Raw genomic sequence first — 19,533 nt, 5'->3', positions numbered from 1 at the left:
GGTGCGCATCAGCGCACCGGGCCCGGCCACTTTTCACGCCCCGAGACTGCATCGGGCACCCTGCCTGACGGCGGCCCCCGCCAGAACCCGGTACGGCATGGGGCCGGCCGGCCTGGGACTGCACGGGCGTCGCCGCCGCCGACGAACTCGACGGCCTTGCCGAGCAGTGAACACAGCGGCTGCGCCGCGAGAACAGCGACGAGGCGACCGGGCGGCGACATCCCCGCCCTCCTCCCCAGGGTCGCCCTCCTCCCCAGGGTCGCCCGGCTCGCCGCGAGCGCGCCGGCCGCCGACGAGAGCGCCCACCGCCGGCTCCACCGACCGGCACCCAGATCGCGCCGCCGCTGGCCCGGGGTGTGCCCTGGCAGAACGGCGGCCCACTCTGGCATACGGTGAAGGGAGCCAGGGGGGAACTCCCGGGCCGGGGGAAGGGATGAGTTCGTGCTGGAGACCGAGCTGCGCCCGGGGACGACGTGTGACGCCGTACCCGGGCCGGGGGAAGCCGGCCGCACCGAAGCCGGGGTGCTGCCGACGGCGCTGGGGCAGATGCTCGCCCTGATCGGATGGGTCGGCGGGGGCAGGCAGTTGACCACGACGGGGCAACTGCTGCGCGCGGACGCGCGGGAACTCGTCGATCTGCTGGAAACCGGCGGCAACGAGACCGGAAGCCGCTCCGCCGCGCCCCTGCGCGGTGTGCAGGTGCTGCTGGCGTGGGCCCACATCGCCGACCTGGTCGCGACCGACGGCCCGCGGCTGCGCCCCGGGCCCGCGGCCGGCCGCCTGCGGGAGGACCCCGCAGCGCTCCAGGATGCGCTGTTCGCGGCCGTGTCACGATTCGAGGACTCCCGCTGCGGCTGGCAGTCCGTCCGCCTCCACCTCGAAGGCCCGGCGGACTTCAGCGCCGGCCTTCCCGCCCTGTGGCGGCGCCTCGATGCCGGGCCACTCACCGAGGACGAAGCCGCCCGGACGGTCTGGGACGAACTGACGGCCCGCCACCAGCTCGAGGAACGCCAGCCCGCGGGCCTGACCTCCTGGAAGGTCGTGGTGGCCCGGGACGTCGTCAGGGCACTCGGCCTCTACGAGGCCGTGGGCGCGGTCCGGATCGAGGACGGCCGCATCGCTGTGACCGGCTACGGCCGCAGCCGGGCGCTGCCCGGGACACGCGACGACGCCGCCGCCGGCCCGCACGGGCCCGGCGAGGCATTCGTCCACTGGCCGTAGGCACACCCGTTGTCTCGTCCCTCCCCGGCTGGGCGTCCGGCCCGGCGGGGCCGGTGCCGTGCCGGCGAGCGGCGGCACTGCGGGGGCGGCGGGTGGGTGGCGTCGGTGGTGAGGGACCAGGAAATTGACAGTGGCTGTCGCCACAAGGCCGCCGGTCGAGTTCCGGCGGCCTTGTCCTGTTGGCGGTGTGCCGGCGCCGCGCGGCCGGCCATGCGTTACAGGAAGACGATGACAAGGGCGGTGCCGTCGGTGACACCACCTGCGGCAGGCCGGCAAGGACCGCGTCGACGAGGGCGCCGGGGCTTTCCCCGAGGGCGCAGCGAGTGCCCCGGGAACCGGCGCCGCTTTGAACGACACCGCCGGCGTCGCGCCGAGCTCAGCCCGGCCGGCGTCCGCTCACCGTTCTCCCCACGCTCCGTCAGCGCCTTCTCGATCACGGAACCAGCACTCGGACGATCAGGCCTGTCATCAGGGGAAGGCAGCCGGATGCGGCCACCGGAACACCTCCTCTGGGCTGCTCCACCGAACACTCCCAGATCAAGTACCGGTCACGGCGGGGCCCTCGCAGCGCGACGCGGCAATCCACTGCTGCCCCGTCCGGGTAGGCCCCGGATTGGGCGGCCGCGGAGCGTGGGACACGGAGGAGATGACGAGCTCTCCAACCGGGCACCCACGCCACCTTCGGCCGACTGCACGCACCGCTGCGCCCACCCCCGGGCCGGCCCTTGCACCCGCCGCGGTGGACGCGGCCGGCCCGTTCTCGGCCGTGGCCCGCCGCCGGGTCCGGAGCACGGAGCGCCTGCTCCCGGGCGGCCAGGCGGTGGCCACCCCCCGGCACGAACCGGCGTACCCGGCCGCCCGGGCGCGCCCATGACCGGCGACGACACCGCGGCAGGCGACGACACCAGCACCTGGGCGAGGCGACCCGGCGGCCGCCTGCCCGGTGACATCGCCGCCAGGATCCGAGCGGCCCGGGAAGCAGGCGTCGAGGAACGCCACATCCGCCTCATCCTCGCCGAGGCCTTCACCACGCCCACCACCACCCACACGACCACCCGCGACGAATGAACCCCGCCCCCCCGACTCGGCGGTTCACGAACCGTCCTGACGGGCAGCCATGGCACCCCGGAACAGCCGGCCGAGCAGCACCCGCCCGCCCGCATACTGCCGGGGCGCGCCCCACCGCGCTGCCCCGACACGACCTTCTCCACAGCCGCGGCAGCCCCGGACCCCGCCCACCCGCCTCGCCCGCGGCTTTCCCATGTCCGGGAGGCCAGGAGTTGCCGTCGACGGTGCCGGAGCGGCGGTAGGCGCTGGAGGTGTCGGTGCCGAGGACGGCCAGCAGGTCGAGGGCGCCGGCCAGACGGGCGCCGGCCAGCCGGGCAGGGATGCGGCCGGCGGCGTCCAGGGCGGTCCACCGGGCGGGGGAGAGAGCCGGGTACCGCAGCCCGGGAACGGCGGCCAACAGCGCCACACCCACAGCGGGCCAGCGGGACAGGTCGAGGGCGCACAGCGCCGGGAGGGTGCGCAGCGGGGCGAGATCGATCGGGGTGGTGGCGCCAACGGCGAGTGCGGCGAGGTGCCGGTGACCGGTGAGCGGGGTGAGGCCGGCGCCAACGGCGAGGTCAACGGCCAGGTCCTCGACGGGCAGTGCGGCAACAGGGATCAGGTCGGCGGTGGCGCAGGGTTGAGGTGCAGGCGGCGCAGGCGCGCAGTGGCGGCGAGCGGGGCGAGGCCGACAGGCGAGGGCGTCATTGAGGTGGACTGCCTGGACGCCCGCCACGAACAGCGCCCCGTCCTGCAGCGAGCATACCGCCGCCGCCGGACCGTCATGCCCGACCTTCCGCCACTCCTCGACGGTCTGGGTCAGCAGGTCGAGGGTGGGCACCAGGACCAGCACCCGCCCGTGCGGCGCGACTCCCGCCGCCTGGCAGCCCGGGAGTGATGGGATGTGGCCGCGTCGCTGCCGCGGTTCCCGGAGATCTCAGCAGGTCGAGTGAACAGCGACGTTAAACGGCAAGCTGAGGCGCTGGACAGCCCGTACGACCGTGTTGCCTGCGACCCGTGGCACGCCGCCTGCGAGTGTGAGCATCAGAAGGTCCACCAGGAGCTGATGGACTCCCTGGCCTGCGTCGAGGTGCTGCGGAAGGAAAAGCACCTGAGGATGGGGGCTCAGGTCCCGTCCTGCGCGTGGATGGTGGCCGAGCCGGTCGATCGGCCTGTAGGTACAAGGTCGATGGGAGTTGCCGGTCGGCCGTCGGGCGCGGTGACGGAATAGCGGGTGTTCAGCAGGGCTAGGAGGCCTGCGGCCTCCTGCCGGGCCTCCTCTACGAGGTCGTCCCAGATGGGAAGGGTGTCGTTGATTTCCTCTCCGTCCTCCCAGTGCAGCCGATCTGGCCACATCTCCACAATGATGCGGGCCACGCCGTCCTCACAGGGAATGACGTCGATGGCGAGGCGGCTCGGCAGACGACCCGCGATGAGGGCGCTGACATCGTTGGCAGTGTGGCTCGCCGTCACCAGTGACTCGGCCCGCTCCGTGCCCATGCACTGCTTCAGCCCTGTAGTGATCTCCCAGGTGTTGACCCCGGCCTGAAGCGCCTCGCGTGCCAGGCGGCCGGTGGAGAGCTGCAGTTCTGCGATGGCTGTGCAGGTGTCCTGGAGGATGAGCCCGGCCAGTCGCTGCGGACTGACCTCGACAGCGGCGAGAAGCGCGGTGCCTTGACGGACGACCGCCCGGACATCGAACCGGCTGCCCGTGAGAGTGCTGGGGCGAAGTCTCTCGACCAGCGACGTCAGGTCCGAGTCGATGTGCTGTTCGGCGAGTTCGCCCGGGTCGCCCACATGGTGCTCGATGTCGCGCGACATGGAGGACTCATGAGAGAGCCAGCCACCCACGGGGCGCCACATGACTTTCCCGAAGGGATCACAGCTGCTGCGGTATTCGAAGCCGACGGTCAAGTCCCAGAGAACGCCGTCGTCCAGAGCACCTGATTGGGGCGGCTGGGATGCCGGTGTGGATGGGGCAGTCCTCTGGTCGGGCAGCAGGGGGCGAGAGGAACCGGCTGATGCGCGGGAGCCGCCGTCCTGCGATCCGGCAGAGGCGGTAGGCCCGGTTCCTTTCTCGGCCGGAAGGTGTGCAGCTGGAGTGGTGCCGTCGGCCACGGTGGTGATCCCAATCCGGAGTGTGAGAGGGGCAAGGGCAGAGACAAGGAGCCAGCCGAGGAGGAGCCCGGGTCCGCGGTCGTGGAGGCACAGGTCCTCTGCAGCCTCAGCCCCCTGCGAGAGACTGGGAGCGGCCATCACAGCACCCTACCATTACATATCTGACTCCAAGTCAAAACTGGAACAGCAGAAGGTACTTGCTGATAAAAGCGACTCACCACGCACCTATTTTATGTATCGCACATGCTAGGGTTTGCGTTACATTCTCGGCCGCTGCCCCTTCTGCGCTGCTGCGTCCCCTTCTCCCCTGGAGGCCCTAGTGCCCGCCGCATCCGCCCCGCCACCCGACCCCACCGCCCCCGCCGGCCCGGGTGCGCCCGCGGTGTCGCTGGGCGTGCACAAGGCCCGGCCGCTGCTGCCCCAGCTCATCCGGGACGCCGAGCAGGGCACCATCACCGAACTCACCCGCGGTGAGGACGAGCGGGCCCTGCTCGTCTCCGCCCACCTGGCCACCACAGCAGGCCTGCCCACGGCCGGTGCGCCCGCCTTCGGCATCGCCGAGGCCCGCCCTGTCCTAGGCGACCTGGTCGCCCACGCCGCCGCCGGCACCCCGCAGGTGCTGCTGCGCCACAAGCGGCCGGTGGCCGTCCTGGCCTGCGCCACCACCCTCTTCCCGGCCACCGCGACACCGCCGCCGGCCGCCCCAGCCGCTGCCCCGGCTACCGCACCCGCCCTGCCGATCACCGCAGCCGATACCCCCGCCGCCCCACCGCAGGCCGCGGCCGCGCAGACCCCGGCCGCGGCGCCCCACACCGCCGCCGACCCCCTCGACCCGGCCGCTGGGCCCGCCGCGGTCACCGAGCCTGCTCCGGCCGCCGGGCCGTCAGCTGCCGCCGCTGCGCCCGCACCCGAGCCAGCTGCCGTGTCGGCCGCGGTGTCTGCCGCCGCCGCGATGCCGTCGCCCCCGCGCCGCCAGCTCGCTCCGCTCGGGACGGTCCTCGACACCCTGTTCCCCGCCATTGCCGCTACGGCCGGGGACGGCGAGCACACTCCGCCGGTGGGTCTGCCGACCGGCATCCCCGCCCTCGATGCCGCGCTGGGTGGTCTGCAGCCGGGCCGGTTCTACCTGGTCGCCGGAGCCCCCGGTACCGGGGCGAGTTTGTTGACGATCAGTGCCGCCCGCGCCACCGCGCTCACCGAGCAGCGCACCGTCCTGTACGCGGCCTCCGGGCTGACCCGGGCCGATGTCGCCGCCCGCGTGATCGCCGCCCACACTCCGGTCGACTACCGCCGTCTGCGCGCCCAAACCCTTGACGACACCGAGCGCCAGGCTGTTGCCCGCACCGCCGAACTCCTCGCCGCGGCCCCGCTGCTGATCGACGACGGCACCGGCCTGGACGCGGAGGCGATCACCACCACCGCCGCTGACGTCCCCGACCTCGTGCTCGTGGTCGTCGACCGCCTCCAGACCGCCCCGGACCCCCGCCTGCCCCTGTCCGGTGGGCCCGCCCTTGCCGACGCCGGCCAGGCCCTGGCCCACCTCGCCCGCACCCGCCACCTGCCGGTGCTCGCCGCCCTCGACACCGACAACCCCGACCTGATCCACGCCCTGGCCGCCGACGTCACCCTCACCCTCACCCTCACCCCCGACAACACCCCCACCACCCCCACCGCCTTCGGTACCGGCCGTCTCCGCCTTGCCGTCGCCGAACGCGACCTCGGCCCCCTGGCCACCCTCACCCTGGCCTCCGACCTGGCCCACGCCCGCCTCACCGACCTCACCCCCGGCGAGACAGTCACCACCGCCGCGGAGCCCGCCGCGCCCTCGACGAGCCCCGCCGCGTCCTCCCAGCAGGACCACCCGCACCCTGCCGCGCCCGCCACCATGGAGGTGCCCCAGACACCCGACACGGCCACCGAAGGCCCCCACAAGCCCGCTGCGCCGCTTCCCGGCACCACCCTGGCCACCGAGACGGCCGCCGCCGCCCACGGCCCGTCCCACGCGCCCGCCACCACCGCGCAGAGCCCCACCCGAACCACCGACGCGGAGGTTCCCGCCACCTTCGAGACCGGCAACCAGCCGCTGCGCCCCACCCGGACCCCCGGCGCCCCGACCACCAGTGCCCGTTCCGGCAGTGCCCGGGCCGCGGCTGCCCGCGGCGCCGGCTACTCGGACCGGGACTACAGCTACTACCTCGACATGATCAGCTCGGCGGTCGACCAGGCCCTGGAAGAACACGGCGGCGACGCCGAGGCCGCGATCGCCGCGCTGGAGAAGAAGGCCATCCCGAACGGGATGGAACTCTTCGACGCCACCCGCGTCGGCGCTACCTACGAACACACCGTTTACCCCGAGACGCTGGACTTCCTGCGCAAGAAGTCCCGCAACGGCGCCGACGACATCTGGGAGGGCCGCCACAAGTGGGAGAACGTCGTCCTCCTCGACGACCTGCGCAAGGGCCGGCTGCTCCCGGTGGCGGTCGATGTCCTGGACACCAACGCCGCCTACTGCACCGCCCTGAAGACCCACCTGCCGATCGGCGCCCTGCAGCACCAGAGGGACGGCGGCTTCGACCCGAAGCGCTCCGGCATCTACCTGCTGCCCAAGCGCCCCGTCTGGGAGTACCCGCACCTGCCCGACCCGATCGGCAACCGACGCGAGACCGGCCCCGTCCTCCTCGACGACGCCACCGTCCGCCTGCTGATCCGCTGCCACAAGCTGGGCCTGTGCGATGCCCCGCACATCACCGAGGCCTGGACCTCCGGCGCCAGCGAAAGCCTGCTGGAGAAGTTCCGCCGCGTCCTGACCATCGCCCGCGAGAACGCCATCACCCTCACCGACGCCGTCACCGAGGCCTACGTGAAGGCGATCTACGCCAAGTTCGTCTCCACCATCGGCGAATCCACCCACAACCGGGACCTGCGCCGCCCCGACTGGATGCACATCATCCGCTCCCAGGCCTTCGCCAACCTCTGGTACAAGGCCCACCGCGCCCACACCCACGGCCTGACCGTCGTCGCCCTGCGCGGCACCGACGAACTCCACACCACCAGCGACACCACCGACTGGCGCAGAGTGTTCACCGAGGGCCGCCTCACCACCCAGATGAAGCTCAAAGAGCAGTACACCCTCCCGCGCACCCGAAAGGCCGCCTGAACGTGTCGACCGACGGATGGAAGAACTTCGGCAAGCACGGCGCCCACCTGGATGCCGGCAACGTCCACGGCAAGATCGCCCTCGGCCGGGCCCTCGAGGACGCCCTGGAACGCATGATCATCGACGGCGGCATCAAGTCCCCGCCCACCACCCGCCGCGGCCTGACCGCCCGCATGCGCTACCTCACCACCACCACCGGCGGACCGGCCGCCCTCACCGACGCCGGCATCACCGCCACCCCCCGCACCATCCGCGCCTGGACCCACGGCACCCAGCAACCCCGCCCCGCCAACCTCGAAGCCATCGACACCGCCTACTGGAACCTGCGCGCGGCCAACGTCCTCGCCAACCCCGGTGGCTTCAAGCAGCACCTCAACAACGCCGGCAACGGCACCCGCATCGAGATCCACCCCGTCAACCAGGAACCCGTCACCCCCAAGTACCGCCGCGACAACCTCCGCCTGCGCAGCATCCAGGTCCGCTACGTCTGGGACGAGGCGGTGGACGCCATGGTCGCCGGCGACGAGGCGAAGCTCGAGGAGATCTGGGACGACGTCATCGCCGACCTCGACTCCGACTGGGGCGCCTACACCTACGTCTCCCACATCGGCCTCGGCGCCTGACCCTCACCCTCCGCCCAGCCGCCGTCCCCCGGTTGATCGGAGGCGAGCCCGTTCCTGCTGGCTGCCGCTGCGGATCTCTCACTCTGATGCCACGCGGCCCCGACTCGGGGCTTCAGCCCCTTTAAGATCATTTACGACATCGCCGGCAGGGCCATTCTTCGAGTCCTCTCACCATGGGGCCCACGTCGCCATGCCACGTCGCGGCCAGCCGGGAGCCGTCCGATCGTATGCGTTCTATGGTGGAAATACCCCCATCTGAAGCCCACGCTCTGTGGAGGTAGGCACATGGCGGACACCAAACAGACCGTCGTGGCGAAGACGTCCCCGGACGGCCGGACCCTTCTCGTACAGGTCACGTCGGTGGACGGTGCTGGCGGCGGTGAGGAGTCAGTCAAAGCGGGGATTCCGGATCTGCGGAACTTCATGGGCACGGTCACCGCTCTCGCGACAGACCTCCAGCAGGCGATAGAAGCTGTGAAGCCCAGGCGAGCCTCGGTCGAGTTCGGGCTGAACATCGCGATGAAGAGCGGCGTGATGACCGCGTTCCTGGTCGACGCCTCTGGTGAGGCGACCGTGAAGGTCACCCTTGAATGGGGCGACTGATCAATTAGAGCTGCATCATGATCGACCGGCAGGCATACCACCGTGATGCGCTCGGAGCCGCCACCGTCCGGGTGGAGACCCGGGATGCGGACGGCTCGGAGCTCGGAAGCGGAACCGGTTTCTTCGTCACCGAGAACTGGGTGCTCACCTGTGCGCATGTCGTCCCGGACGGGCACACCCGTGTGTTTTACGACGGCCAGGAGCTCGATGCCGAGGTGCTGTGCCGGGACCCCGAGGACGGTGACTTCTCCTCCCACGATGGCAGCCTGTATGCGCTGCCAGATGTCGCCTTGCTCAAGGTCACGGCGACGACCGGGCCGTTACCCGATCATGCGTGCGTCGAACTCCAGCGCGTCACACCCCAGAAGGATGACCGGTTGTTCGCCTGGGGCTGGCCCTCTATCGCCGGGCTATCGATGTGGGAGGGCATGCCGATGGACTTCGAGGCGCTCCGGTGCGTCCAGGGGGCCTCGCATCCGCTGCTGAAGACGACGTGTGGCCAGGTACAGCCCGGGGCGAGCGGTGCTCCGGTGGTGCACCTGGACAGCGGCGTCGTCATCGGACTTATCAAACTCACCCGGGACAAGTCCTCCAGCGCCGGCGCCGTCGTGGTCCCCACGGCGATGATCCTCGACGCGCTCACCCACCACGACCTGGAGGCGGCGAACCGTCGCGCCGCCCCCTCCGATGAGAACGCCACCATGGCAGCTCACCGCCGTCGCCTCGGCCGGGTGCTCGCACGCGTCAGGGACGAGCTGGCCGACGTGCCCGACGAGTGGCGCAGGTCCATGCTGGCCGCCGCGTGGGCGGTCGAGGCCGCGGGTCCGGTGGACAGCGAGGACCTGGCCCTGGCACTGCTCGGGATCCCCCTGGAGCAGCTGTGCGTCGCGCTGCGCGCGCTGTCCGGAGCCCGGCACAACGCGGACAAGGCCTGCATGCTGCTCCGGTACGCGGCCTGCTGTTCCTGGGTGCGGAGCCGGCCGTGGGTCGCCCCGGACGGCGCGGCGCTGCTGGCCCGCGAACGCGACGCCTCCAGTCCCCGGGTCGTGCACATCTCCTGCACGGACGGGCTGACCCTGGAGTGGTACGTACGGCGGGCACCGGTCACGACGGACTGGCAGGCCGTCCCCCTGAGCGCACCGGACGCCGAGACCGACCCCGGGACAGGGCTGCCCCTGCGGCTTGTGCACTCCATCCGGGCGGAGCTGTTGCACGACACCACCAGGGTGGAGGACCCGAACGACACCAGGGCCGTCGAGGCCTTGTGGCGGAGGAAGGGAAGCCAGGCGCTCCAGCACGCGCGCAACCGCATCTTCGTGCTGCCCGCCGGTTCGTCCGACGTTGACCGGGACCTTCTCGACCGGCTCCAACAGCAGTTCCCCGCTTGCCTGTTCGTAATCTCCGCACCGCGCGTCTCGCCGGGGATCAAGAGATTCCCGCGGCTGGTCTCCCTCCCGGTGTCGCTGAGTGCCGCAGACGAGGAACAGGCCGTAGAGGACTACCAGGACACCAAGTACCAAGTGGAACTGGCGGCGAACCTATGACCGCGAGCATCGACTACCAGCGGATCTTCGATCCGCCGCTCCGACCCCCGACGGGTACCGTCGCCGCGTTCCGTGTTGGCGACCGGACCCCCGAGCAGGTCTACGTCTACGACGAGGAGATCGTGCTCGCCGTCAACGTCGCGCTGGCCACCGAGCGCCCCCTGCTGGTGCGCGGCAGGCCAGGGCGGGGCAAGTCCTCCCTCGCACCCAGCGTCGCCCACCAGCTCGGCCGGCGGTTCTACCGCAGCACCATCTCCTCCCGTACCCAGGCACAGGACCTGCTGTGGGGCGTCGATGAAGTGGGCCGGCTCAGCGACGCCTCGGCCCACGAGGTACGGTCGCGCTCTCACTACGTCGTGCCCGGTGTCCTCTGGTGGGCGTTCGATCCGCAGACCGCGGCGCACCGCGGGCTCGGCCCGGCGGCGGGCGACCTCCTCCCGGAGCCAAACGAGGGGGCCGACGGCTCCGGGGCTGTCGTCCTGCTCGACGAGATCGACAAAGCCGATCCCGACGTTCCCAACGACCTGCTGGAGCCCCTCGGCTCCTACCGGTTCCGGCGCGAGGACGGAGTGATTGTCGAAGCGGCGGATCCGCCGCCCCTGGTCGTCCTGACGACGAACGAGGAGCGCGAGCTTCCCAAGGCGTTCCTGCGCCGCTGCGTCGTCCTCGTGCTGCGGCCACCGAGCGCCGAGCGCCTGCTGGAGATCGCGAGGGCGCACTTCGGGCACCGAGAGGACACCCTGTTCCAGGACGTGCTCCAGTCGTTCGGCGCGCTGCAGGACGATGACGACGCTGCGGAGGGCGCCGAAGACCGGGCCGAGGAGGACGGCCTCGACGTGAGCACAGCCGAATTCCTGGACACCATCGCCGCCGCCGAGCGGCTCAGCATCGGTCCTGGACACCCCCTCTGGCCGGACATCGTCGGGGCGACCGCCCGCAAGCCCACCGATCCGGACCTGCGATGAACCCCCCGGCACCCGGAAGCACGACCCCGGCACCGGCCACCCGGGAGCGGCCTGGCGGCCGCCGCCCGCCCCTCTCACCGGGCGACCTCGTCCGCGTCGCTGGCCTGTTGCACCCGGCCCGCGACGTACTGGCCCACGCCGCACTCCTGCTGGGCCTGACCCGGGAGCCTGGCCCGCCCCGCCCCCACGTGCCGCCGACCGCACCACCAGTGCCGCCGCGGCCCACCCGCCCGTCGCCCACGCGGGAGCGAGCCGAGGAACGACCCGACAACCGGGTACGGCCCGCCGGCGACGACCCCCGAAGGCCCAGACCCGTTGTCTCGGTCGACCAACTGAACCTCGCACCCGCGCCACCCCGACGAGCACGGGCGCCCATCCAGAGTCTCCTCCCCGCCCCCGCCCCCGGTCCGGGGATGACCGCACCGTCGCTGCTGCGCCCCGACCACCAGCGCGCCATCCTCGCCCAGCTCGCCAGCGCCGTACGCCCCGGCCCGGACATCGACATCCCCCACCTGGTCGAGCTGCTGGCAACCCGCCAAGCCGTGAACGAGATCCCCCGCAAACCCACCCGCACCACCCGCAGCGGCGTACAACTCCTCCTCGACATGAGCCCGTCGATGCGGCCCTTCCTCCGCGACCTGCACCTGCTGGTTCGACAGCTGCGCAGCGTCACCGGGCAGGACGAGGTGTGCGTGCTGCGTTTTACAGGCGAACCGGACCTCGTCGGCGACCTGGACGGTGAGATCCGCGACCGTCCGTACCGACCGCCGGTCAGCGCCTGCGCCGTGCTCATCGCCACCGACGCGGGCATCGCAGCGGCCGCCTCCGGCACACCCCCGCCATGCCGCCGCAACTGGCTCGCCCTCGCGCGGACCGTCCACGGCGCCGGCTGCCCGCTGATCCTCCTCATGCCCTACCCGCCGCCACGCTGGCCGGCCTGGGCCACCCGCCACCTCACGCTCGCCACCTGGGACCGCACGACCGACGTCGCGAGCGCCCGCAGGACGGCCGATCGGGCCGCCAACCTGGCCCGGAGCCCGCTGTGACCGCGGCCACGCGCATCGCCCGGCTCCGCCACCGCAGTCCCGCAGCGGCCGAGCTGGCAACGGTCTGCTCCCTCGCGGTCCGGGTTGAGCCAGCGCTGCTGCGCAACCTGCGGCTGCTGCTCCCGCACGCCGACGCGGCGGCCGAGGCCGACCTGTGGTTCAGCGACCTGGTCACAGCCCGCGACACCACCGCGATCGCGCTCGACCCGGCCGTAGCCGACACACTGCGCCAGGACCTGTCAGCCCCCACCCGCGCACGACTGCTGACCAACGCCTGGCCGCTCGTCAGCTCCGCCCACCACAATGCCCACTGGTCGGTGCGCCTGGAGGAGCAGGTGCACTACCTGGACACCGCCAAGCCTCCGGGCGCCCGCGAGGAGATCGAACAGCTACTGCTCGCCGGCCTGGAAGAGCTGAACCGGCAACGCGACCCGGGCGTGGCCCGGTGGCTGCTCGGTGCCGTGGCACGTCTGCCGGCGGACCTCGCCGACACACTCCTCCCACGCGTCGCCGTGGTGGCCGCCGGCGCCCGCCTCGACGGGCGCGCCGACCGGGTGACCAAGAGCCTCACGACAGCGGAATCCGCAGTCTGGCTACCCTGGCTCCTCCAGTCGCTGCCGACCACACTGCTCCCAGTGCAGCTCCTGGACGGCGCCGTCATACTCGGAGCACCCAGTGAGGACGCGGTCCTGCTGGACGACATCCCCGACACCGACCCGCTGATCCTCGAGGTGCGCTGGGAAGACGGAGAGCAAGCCCACAGCCAGCGCGTGGCGCTGCGCCCCGGAGAACCCGTCCAGGTGGAGACCGGAACCGACAACGTCACCCTGGTCACCCTCGCAGGCCGGGCGTTCCGGCTCGGACGCGCGGAGCGGACCTCCCAGTTCGACCCCGGCGGACTGCGGCACGAGGCACTGAAGGCCACACTGCGTCCCTGCCTCGGCCGGGGGGACGAGCTGGCCCGGTTGAGGACCGTCCTGGCGGCCGACTCGATGGACGGGGGATGGATCGTCGTCCCCGGTCCGCAGGATGTGGGAAAGTCCGTGTTGCTGGTTGCCGCCGCCGACGATCTGCGTAGCCGCGGGGTCGCCGTCATCGAGCACTTCTACGGCGCCGGGCCGCCCGAGCGCGACGATCCGGATGTGGTGGCGGCGTCCCTGATCGCACAACTGGGCGCCGAGTACCGGGTGTTCCGAGCCGCTGCCATCCTGCTCGGCTCCGCGGCGGAGAACAAGGCCCGCCGCGCCAGGCCGGAGCCGGATTCCGTCCTTGTTCTGGAGCAGCTGCTACAGGCACTGGCCGACCAGAAGACTCTTCTCGAACGTCCGCTGGTGATCCTGATCGACGGCCGCGACGCCGTCGGCCACAACACAATCGTCGAACAGTCGCCCGTGCCGCTGCCCGACTGGCCACCGGACGGTGTGCGGTACGCGGTCGGGGTGCGGGCCGACCGGCCCGTTCTCGATCACCGACGGCCGGGGCAGCAGCGGCGGCAGCGGCGATGGCAGGTTGTCAACCGTGACGAACGGAGCGACAGGGACGTCTGCCATGCCATGCTCGACCGCGACCGTGCAGGCCTGATGGCCGCGTTCGGCGGTGCCGTCCCAGATAAAGCGCTCCTCCATGAGGCCAACGGGCTTCCCGGCCGACTCTCGCGGCTGCTCCACTGGCTCCTAAAGCAGCCTGCGGGAACAGCCGCGCTCGACGCGATCCCGCCATCGCTCACCACCCGCTGGGACAATGTCCTGAACACATTGGCAGGGGGGGCCAGGAGTTGGACACAGGGGGACGGTCATCCCCTACGTTTCTGGTTGTTCCTCCTGGTCGCCGCCGACGGGCGCAACACCTGGGCAGACTGCGCCGCCCTCATGCCCGATCCACCGGAGGGCGCGGGCACATGGGAGCAGTTCCGCCTAGCCTGCACCGCCAACAGGCTGGTCTGTCCCTCCGGCGTCGACGACCTGATCCGCTTGACGGACCCTTCAGTGGCCATTCGACTGCGCGAACTCGACGAGGCCGCAGACTTCCTGAACGCTCTCCATCGTCGGCTCGCGCAACTCGAGAGCCCCGACCCGCACGGTGACAGTGCCACCCTGCGCGCCGCAGCAGTCCACCACGCACTCGAAGCGCCCGACCTCCCCCGTGCCATCGATCTCTGCCTCGATCTGAGGTACCTCCGGCTGCGCTACGCCGAGGACCCCACAGCCCTCACCACCGATCTGACAGCCGTCACCACCGCCACCGGCGATCCCCGGGTGGAGGGCATGCGGCAGGCCGTCCACGCCCTGGCCAAGAACCGGGTCATGCCAGCCCACTTCGCTGCCCAACTCCACGACCGGCTACGAAAGGAGATCACGGACGGAGACTGGCTCGACAAGGTATTCCAAGAGCCGCTCGCCCGACCGCCACTGCGGGTGACCCGTGTCCTGGACCACGACGCACTGCGGGGAGCAACGCTGCCCCGCCGCGAGCCCGGCCCCGTCCTGGCCTGCTCCATGCTCCCGGACGACTCCACCCTGCTCCTCGAGCGTGAGGCCGTGCGGTTCCTCGACGAGCCCGTCTTCACACGCGTGCCGCCGTCCCCACTGAAAGGGGCTGTGGCGGGCCCAGCTGGCTCGTTCGCAGCGTGGTCGGAGCGCGAAGTTTTCATCATCCGAACCCTGGTGCCCGCACTGAGTCAGCCCGTCATCATCGAGCTAGGGCGCCCTCCGAAGGTCGTGGACTTCGCCGCCTGTCTCGCCTCTACCACCGTCCTCGCCACACCCGAGGGCACAGTGCACCACTACGGCGAACCCTACTCGAAGACCCGTTCCCAGCGGCTGCTCGTCGGCCACGGCGCCCGCATCACAGCTGCCGCCGACGGCGAGCTGCTTCTCACCGCCAGCCAGGACGGCACAATCAGGCTGTGGGACACCAGACGCAACCGGGCCCGTGTGTTCACCGGGCACCGGGGCGCCGTTCGCTGCGCCACCTACTTGCCCGACGGCCGGACGTTCGTATCCGGCGGGGACGACGGCATGGTGCTCTTGTGGAATGTCGACCGGCGCACCCCTGTGCTGTCCTGGGCGGGACACGAGGGGCCGGTGCTGGCCTTGACGGTGCTGGCGGACGGACGCGTGGTTTCCGCGTCGGCCGACAACACACTCCGCATATGGCCCCCGACCGAAGCCAGCCCGGTGGTCCTCACCGGACACGAGGACGCCGTGACCGGCTGTCTGGAAACGGCGGGCGGCGTGCTCTCCTGGAGCGCCGACGGTACGGTCCGGCTCTGGTCTCCCCGAGGCGGCCCCGCCTGGCACGTGGCGCGTGGCTTCCCCGGGGGCATCCGGTCCATGACAGCAGTCGGTAACCGGTACACGATCCTCTGCGGCGACGGTTCGGTCGAGGCCCGGATCCTGCCAACCAGGCCATCCGACGTGCACGTGGGCCTCGGCTGCCTCGCCGTGCGGAGCGAGGATGTACTCGCGGGAGTCGAGTCGCAGATCGCGGTGGTGCACCGAGACGGTACCCCCAGAGCGCCCCACCGGGTGCGGTTGACGCCAGCGATACTGTCCACCACTCCGGGAGAAGAGCAGGCGGCGCTCATGGACGAAGAGGGAGAGATCTGGACCCTGGACAGTGAAGGCCGGACCTCGCCCCTAGCCGAGTCACTGGGTGGTGTGCATCTGGGGCTGGATAGGTCCACTGACATCGTCGTGGGCCAGGAGACCGTATACCGTCACACGGTCTGGCTCGTGGTGCGATATCCCGGGACGGTGACCGCGACGAGAGGCCGGGTACTGCAGATCGCGAGAACGGACGGATCGTTTCTCAACACCATCCGGTTGCCCGCGACCGTCACGGCGCTCGCTAGCGGTGGTCCGCTTCCGGACCGTCGCGATCGCATCGTGGTCGCCGGGACCGAGACTGGCAACGTCCACCTCTTCGACGGCGCCACGGGCGAGGAGTGGCGCACACTCGTCAGTGGAGCCAAGAGACCGATCACCGCAGTTGCGGTAGCGGACGGCGGGAACATCGTCATCGGTGCCGGTGACGGAAACGTCCGGATCGTACCCGCGGTCTCGCCGGGGCCGCTCGACGTACGGCACGCCCACGACGGACCGGTCACCGTCCTCGCCACCGCTGGTGCCAGGGTGGTGTCCGGTGGTCAGGACGGCCGATTGGTGTTGTGGGACGTCGCCGAGTCCGAGCCTGTGCACACCGTCGTCCTGGAAGGCGCTGTCACCGCCGTTGCCGCAGCCGACACCTGGCTTGCGGCACGCGACGCCTCCGGAAACCTCTGGTTGCTCGACCTCGACCTCGCGGCACCTCGAACGGTCAGCAGCCCCTTCTCCCAGCCCGGTGCCGCGAGCATCGACATCGCGGACGTGGCCGTGGAGGGAAATATGCCAGACCAGGAGCTCGTGGTCCGCTGCCGCCTTTTCGCCGCGGTAGACCTCGAGCTCCGCGCGGTGCTCCTCAGCGTGGGAAGCACGGAGATGCCGACGAGTATGTCGCTCGATGCCACGACCGCACCGGACCCTGGCTGGGCCGCAGTCGACCCCGACGGCGGCCTGCGGCTTCCGCTCTGGCTCTCGGCTGGGGAAGACCTCGATTTGTGGATGCGAACCCGGTGGTCGGCCGACCTACCTCCGGCCAATGACCTCACCGTGACACTTCGCCTCGCCTTGCCACACCGCGCCTGGCAGTCGGAGATGCTTCGTGTGCAAGGTACGGCGTACAGCGGCCTGCGTCCGACCGGCTAGCGGCCTTCGGCCGTCACTTCAGTCGGCTGCCCTGCCGCGCCGGACCTGATCCTCTTGCCTCTCGAGCCTGGCCGCGTGGAGAGGACAAGCAGCCACCCACCCCGCCCGTCCAGACCCACCGCTGCGCCGTCTGTCGGAGCCCCCGAGCCCCGAAAGCCTCCAGCAGCCCATGGAACCTCATCCCGGCACCGCCCCGGCCGCAGAAGAACCCGAGTGCACCCACAGCCCGCTCCCCACGCCCGCCCCCACCGTGCAGACCCTTCTGTTGCAGAGCCCCCCGAGTACGCCAGGCACCGCCGCTGCGCCGCTCCCGGGACAGCTGTCCGAGGGGTCTGCCACACTCGGCCCGTGGCGGTGGATCCGACGAAGCTGCGAGAAGCGGTCAGCACAGCTATGTGGGAGCTCCATTCCTGCACCCACCGTCAACTGACCGCGTTGGGGCCCGAGCTCGGGCTGCCGATACCCGGGGAAGACACTGGCACCAAGAGCGAGCGCCTGGAAGCCTGCCTCAAGGCCCTCCCGGACGACAACCTCCTCCCAGCCGCGCAGCGCCTCCTCCACTCCCCGCAGGTGTCCGTCCGCGGCAAGGAGCGGTTCGCCCTCGAGGACGCCGTCTGGGAGGCCGGAGCGGTCATCGAGATCCCGGGCCGGGTGCGCCGCGAGCTGGCCGACGCGATCGACCTCGACGAGCTGCTCTACCGCCCAGACAGGTTCGAGCGCGCGCTGGAACGGTTCTGGCTTCTGGACGACGACCCGGTCGCGCTGTGGACGGGATCGTCGTCGACGAGCCTGCGGGCCCGGATCCGCCGGCATGTGTTCCGCAACCGTGGGGACTGGTCGGTGGAGGAGCTGTTCGAGCAGCTCGGGGTCTTCGATGCCGGCTCCGCCAGGTTCACTCGCTTCCTCGAGGCCCTGGTCGACCCGGCCACGCTGCCGGACGCCGCCGCCCAGGGTCGGCTCGTCGAGGCGATCAACGCGGTGCTGGCACCGGCCGCAATTCGCCTCGAGCAGACCGGCGAGCGCGACGGCTACCCGCACTTCCAGTTGCTGCGCACCGGGCCTGGCGCCGTCCGCCGGCCGAAGACCTTGATCTTCGCCACCACCGCCAAGCCCGACATTCGCTTCCTGAGCGTCGTCGACAATGACCTCGAGGTCCTGCAGGGCATGGACCAGGTCCTCGTCTACGACCGGACCGTCGGCCCGGACGGCCTCCGCTGGTGCGACCTGCAGCAGTGGTGGCAGGACAAGACCGGCACCGACGACACCGAGCAGGCCAAGAAGGACCTCTACAACCGGCTGCTGGCCTCCATGCCCAGTGAGGACGTCTCTCCCCAGCGCGACCTCTACCGGCTCTACCACCGGATCTACGGCGCCCGCGCCTGGACCCTGCCTGCCCTGCTGCCCGAGGTCTGGCTGCACTGGGACCACAAGACCGTCCAACAGCGCGGCGTCGAAGCCCTGCTGAACCACCGTATGGACTTCCTCATGCTCCTACCGGGCGGCCACCGTGCCGTCCTGGAAGTCGACGGCCGCCACCACTACGCGAGCGCCAAGGCCTATGAGGACACCGTCCGCGGCGACCGCGACCTCAAGCTCCGCGGCTACGAGGTCTACCGCTTCAGCTCCACCGAACTCAGCAATCGACACCGCGCCGGCCCCCTCCTCGAGCAGTTCTTCACCGGACTCTTCACCCACCACAGTCTGACCATCCCGCAGGCAGAGCCCCACCACACAGCCCCCAGCACCTGACACCCGAACCCGACCAGGAGCGTGGGGCAGCCGCCCCCCTACACCGGAGGCCGACCGGCCCGCGCCAGCCCCACAACGCCGAGCAACAGCCCACGAGTTCACCACCGCCCCGCTGCGCCTTGTTGCCGACATCCGGCCGCGGTGAAGGGCAGCCGTGTGCGATACAGAATCCGCCCGGTCCACCAGTTGTGTATTGCCGACACCTCGCCCTAGAGGCATTACATATGATCGCCCGGAAGCCGCCGACATCCCGTTACATAGCATCGGCCGGTCAGCCCTCATTCTCTAGTTGCCAAGTAGAATGGTCTAAACCAAATGATAAGGTTTAGACCATATTCAGACCTGACTGAAGGTCACAGAAACCTCTGTGGCAGAGGGAACGGAACTGCTGGTCGGCCCGCGCAGACCTCTCGGCTCCGCCAGAGGCGGAACGTGCCCGGAGGGCACTGAGAACGCTAGAATGAGGACGCACAGCGGCCACGAGACACCCCGTCCGAACCGATCTCCACAAAACCAGCAGGTCAAAGCAGTTCTGAGAGAACCACCCGCCGAGGAAGCCCGGTGCGACCAGAACCAGGCCGGCGGTGACCGCAACCACTCACTACGTCGAACCGCCTCACCTCACACCGCCCCAGCCAGCTGGCGTCGCGGAGCGGCGCCGCAGCATTCCGTCACGGTAGTGACGGCGCGTCATGTCTCCGGAGGAGACGGCGCG

General features: G+C 70.9%; 11 protein-coding genes and 1 pseudogene. 10 read left to right on the top strand and 2 right to left on the bottom strand.

The annotated features are described in order from the left end of the window. Window positions 1-441 precede the first annotated feature (441 nt). Complete coding sequence (locus ABD353_RS35480; RefSeq protein ID WP_344627831.1) at window positions 442-1,221, top strand: hypothetical protein; 780 nt, start codon at window positions 442-444, stop codon at window positions 1,219-1,221. An 870-nt stretch (window positions 1,222-2,091) separates the two neighbouring features. Further along, entirely contained in the window at window positions 2,092-2,289 is a 198-nt protein-coding gene (locus ABD353_RS35475) for a hypothetical protein (protein ID WP_344627830.1), read from the top strand. Here ABD353_RS35475 and ABD353_RS35470 read toward each other — a convergent pair. Together ABD353_RS35470 and ABD353_RS35465 are read right to left on the bottom strand one after the other, a co-directional pair. Next, a pseudogene (locus ABD353_RS35470) lies at window positions 2,246-3,133 on the bottom strand (hypothetical protein); the annotation flags it as partial. The gene ABD353_RS35475 and the pseudogene ABD353_RS35470 sit on opposite strands and share 44 nt — an antisense overlap. A gap of 260 nt (window positions 3,134-3,393) precedes the next feature. Further along, the gene (locus tag ABD353_RS35465) at window positions 3,394-4,089 is read right to left on the bottom strand and encodes a hypothetical protein (protein ID WP_344627829.1); all 696 of its coding nucleotides are present in this window, start codon (window positions 4,087-4,089) and stop codon (window positions 3,394-3,396) included. A 616-nt stretch (window positions 4,090-4,705) separates the two neighbouring features. Here ABD353_RS35465 and ABD353_RS35460 point away from each other — a divergent pair. The 8 genes from ABD353_RS35460 to ABD353_RS35425 all read left to right on the top strand — a co-directional run bounded on the left by ABD353_RS35460 (window position 4,706) and on the right by ABD353_RS35425 (window position 18,818). After that, a complete protein-coding gene (locus tag ABD353_RS35460; protein ID WP_344627828.1) occupies window positions 4,706-7,543 on the top strand; it encodes a DnaB-like helicase C-terminal domain-containing protein in 2,838 nt (945 codons plus the stop codon). Window positions 7,544-7,545: 2 nt separating this feature from the next. Further along, window positions 7,546-8,166, top strand: a complete 621-nt coding sequence (locus tag ABD353_RS35455; protein ID WP_344627827.1) for a hypothetical protein — start codon at window positions 7,546-7,548, stop codon at window positions 8,164-8,166. A 285-nt stretch (window positions 8,167-8,451) separates the two neighbouring features. After that, window positions 8,452-8,769 (top strand): CU044_2847 family protein, encoded by a 318-nt coding sequence (locus ABD353_RS35450; protein WP_344627826.1) that lies wholly within the window; start codon window positions 8,452-8,454, stop codon window positions 8,767-8,769. Window positions 8,770-8,786: 17 nt separating this feature from the next. Next, window positions 8,787-10,313 carry a S1 family peptidase gene (locus ABD353_RS35445; protein WP_344627825.1) on the top strand — a complete coding sequence of 509 codons (1,527 nt, stop codon included), beginning with the start codon at window positions 8,787-8,789 and terminating at the stop codon, window positions 10,311-10,313. Continuing rightward, a complete protein-coding gene (locus ABD353_RS35440) occupies window positions 10,310-11,278 on the top strand; it encodes an AAA family ATPase (RefSeq protein WP_344627824.1) in 969 nt (322 codons plus the stop codon). The genes ABD353_RS35445 and ABD353_RS35440 overlap by 4 nt, the downstream gene beginning before the upstream one ends. 413 nt (window positions 11,279-11,691) lie before the next feature. Further along, a complete protein-coding gene (locus ABD353_RS35435; RefSeq protein ID WP_344627823.1) occupies window positions 11,692-12,324 on the top strand; it encodes a hypothetical protein in 633 nt (210 codons plus the stop codon). Further along, on the top strand, window positions 12,321-17,069 hold the full coding sequence (locus ABD353_RS35430) for a P-loop domain-containing protein (protein ID WP_344627822.1): 4,749 nt from the start codon (window positions 12,321-12,323) through the stop codon (window positions 17,067-17,069). Before ABD353_RS35435 ends, ABD353_RS35430 begins: the two co-directional genes overlap by 4 nt. A gap of 435 nt (window positions 17,070-17,504) precedes the next feature. After that, window positions 17,505-18,818 carry an AbiJ-related protein gene (locus tag ABD353_RS35425; protein ID WP_344627821.1) on the top strand — a complete coding sequence of 438 codons (1,314 nt, stop codon included), beginning with the start codon at window positions 17,505-17,507 and terminating at the stop codon, window positions 18,816-18,818. Window positions 18,819-19,533: the final 715 nt, after the last annotated feature.

The sequence above is a fragment of the Kitasatospora arboriphila genome, assembly GCF_039528095.1.
In the GTDB taxonomy this organism is placed as follows: Bacteria; Actinomycetota; Actinomycetes; order Streptomycetales; family Streptomycetaceae; genus Kitasatospora; species Kitasatospora arboriphila.
Note: the sequence above shows the minus strand (reverse complement) of the source record. Positions and strands in the feature narration are given on the sequence as shown.